Annotated in this window: 3 protein-coding genes; 2 read left to right on the top strand and 1 reads right to left on the bottom strand. The window is 69.8% G+C overall.

The genetic code is table 11. The annotated features are described in order from the left end of the window. The coding region (locus tag N869_RS14825) for a S8/S53 family peptidase (protein ID WP_232229811.1) at nt 1–766 on the top strand (766 nt) is incomplete at its 5' end. Between the two features lie 74 nt (nt 767–840). On the opposite strand, the gene N869_RS14820 is transcribed toward N869_RS14825, so the two are convergent. Next, on the bottom strand, nt 841–1,242 hold the full coding sequence (locus N869_RS14820; RefSeq protein WP_035062925.1) for a hypothetical protein: 402 nt from the start codon (nt 1,240–1,242) through the stop codon (nt 841–843). Between the two features lie 186 nt (nt 1,243–1,428). Between N869_RS14820 and N869_RS18825 the strand changes: the two genes are divergently transcribed. Continuing rightward, nucleotides 1,429–1,821 (top strand): hypothetical protein (locus N869_RS18825; protein WP_269545896.1); only part of this gene is annotated, 393 nt, incomplete at its 3' end.

Below are 1,821 nucleotides of genomic sequence, written 5' to 3'. Positions count from 1 at the left end.
GGACATCATCTCCATCTCCCGCGGCACGAATCTCGTACAAGGACTGCCCGAAGCACTCGCGTTGGCCCAACGTTCCGGGGCGATCGTCGTGGTGGCCTCGCCTGGGTCAGTCGGTATCGAGACCTTCAACCTCGACCTTGCCGGGGCGAACGGGATGGTAGTGGTGGAAGCTGCTGGCCCTGACGGGCTCCCGGTGCCGGGGCTGTCGATCTCCCACCCCCTGGTCACCGTCGCCGCCCCCGGAGCCCAGATGCGGATCCACAACGGCTACGACAACTGGGACACCTACCGCCTCCAGAACGGCACGTCCCTAGCCGCCCCCTGGGTCGCCGGCGCGTTGGCCCTGGTCTGGTCTGAGCACCCCGAGGCGACGGGCAACCAGATCATCCAGACCCTGCTCCGCCACACCTTTCAGAACAACGGGGACATGGACCGCCACGGTGACTCCCTGGGGTACGGGACGGTCTCGATCCTGAACATGCTCAGCGCCGACCCCACTACCTACCCCGACACCAACCCCCTCCTACGCGACGGCCCCCGCGTGTACCCCTCCATCGCCGAGATCACCGGGGAAGCACCGCCGGAGGACGGGCCCACGACCCCGGCCCCGGACGCAGGTGCCGGTGAGGTGCCCTCCGGTGAGGGCGGGGGCCTTCCGGGTGTCGTGGTCCTGGGGGCGGTGGCAGCTGGCGGGGTGGTTCTTCTGGCCGTGGTGGTGGTGGTCGTGGTCGTTGTTGCACGTCGTCACAGGGAAGGACAGAGCTGATGCGCCCCTCCGAGGAACTGCGAGTCGTGGGTGAACACCCCAGGTCCGCGCTCAACGAGATCCAGGGCGAAGCCCTAGACCTGGCCGGTCACTCCTTGGAAGTCGACCGGTTCGCCGAGCGGGTCTTGCACTACGCCGGGGACGTCGGGATGGAAGGCAACGCCGCTGATTTGGCCGCCGAACGCATCGCCGACCTCGCCAAACGAGTGCTCGAGGCTACGGAGCAAGTCCGCCAGGCGGCGCGTGCCGCGGACGATGCGCACGTTGCGCTGAAGGCGGCCCAGGATGCCTACCACGCCCTGCCTCCAGACCGGATCTCCCCCCAGGAAGAGTCCCAGATCCGGCGGGACCTGGCGGTCGCTGCGGCGCCCTTCGGGTTGGTCCCGGCTCTGGCTGGGGGCACGCTCGGTGCCGATCAGGAAATCGAACGACGCAACGCAGAAATGCGCCGAGCCCGCGACGAGGCCGCCCAGCAAGCGCTCAACCTCCTGGACGCCCAGATGGAATACGCTGCGCTAGCCCTACCCAGGTCGTTCGAACACCACGACATAGACATCGACCTCGACTTAACCGTCGACCCCGTGACACACACGGAACCGACCGGCTCGTCGACTGGTTCTGGTGGTGTGGGTCCGCGTGGTGGCGCTGGGGGTGGTCAGCCGTTGCGGGCTGGTGAGTGGTCCGGGGCCGGGACGGGCCCGGGTCTGACCGGGTTCACCGCCGGGTCAGGGGCAGGGGCCGGATCGTTCGGTGGTGTGGGTGGGGCTGGTGGCGGGCACACCACCAGTGGTGGTGGGCTCGTCGGGTCTGCTCCGACCTTGGGGTCGGGGTGGGCTGATGGGTCCCTGATCGGCACCACACCCGGCACCGGGGCCGGCACCGGTGCGGGTGCCGGAGCTGGAGGGTTCGGCACCGGCGCTGCCGGAGGCGCCGGCGGTGCAGCTGCCGGTGGAGCGGCGATCGGTGCCGCGGCCCTGGGCGCCACCGGACTGGGACGCGGCGGCCTGAACTCCGCGATGAACCCCGGCCTCCGGCCCGGCACCACACCCACCACG

This window comes from Cellulomonas bogoriensis 69B4 = DSM 16987, assembly GCF_000767165.1.
Lineage (GTDB): Bacteria > Actinomycetota > Actinomycetes > Actinomycetales > Cellulomonadaceae > Actinotalea > Actinotalea bogoriensis.
Note: the sequence above shows the minus strand (reverse complement) of the source record. Positions and strands in the feature narration are given on the sequence as shown.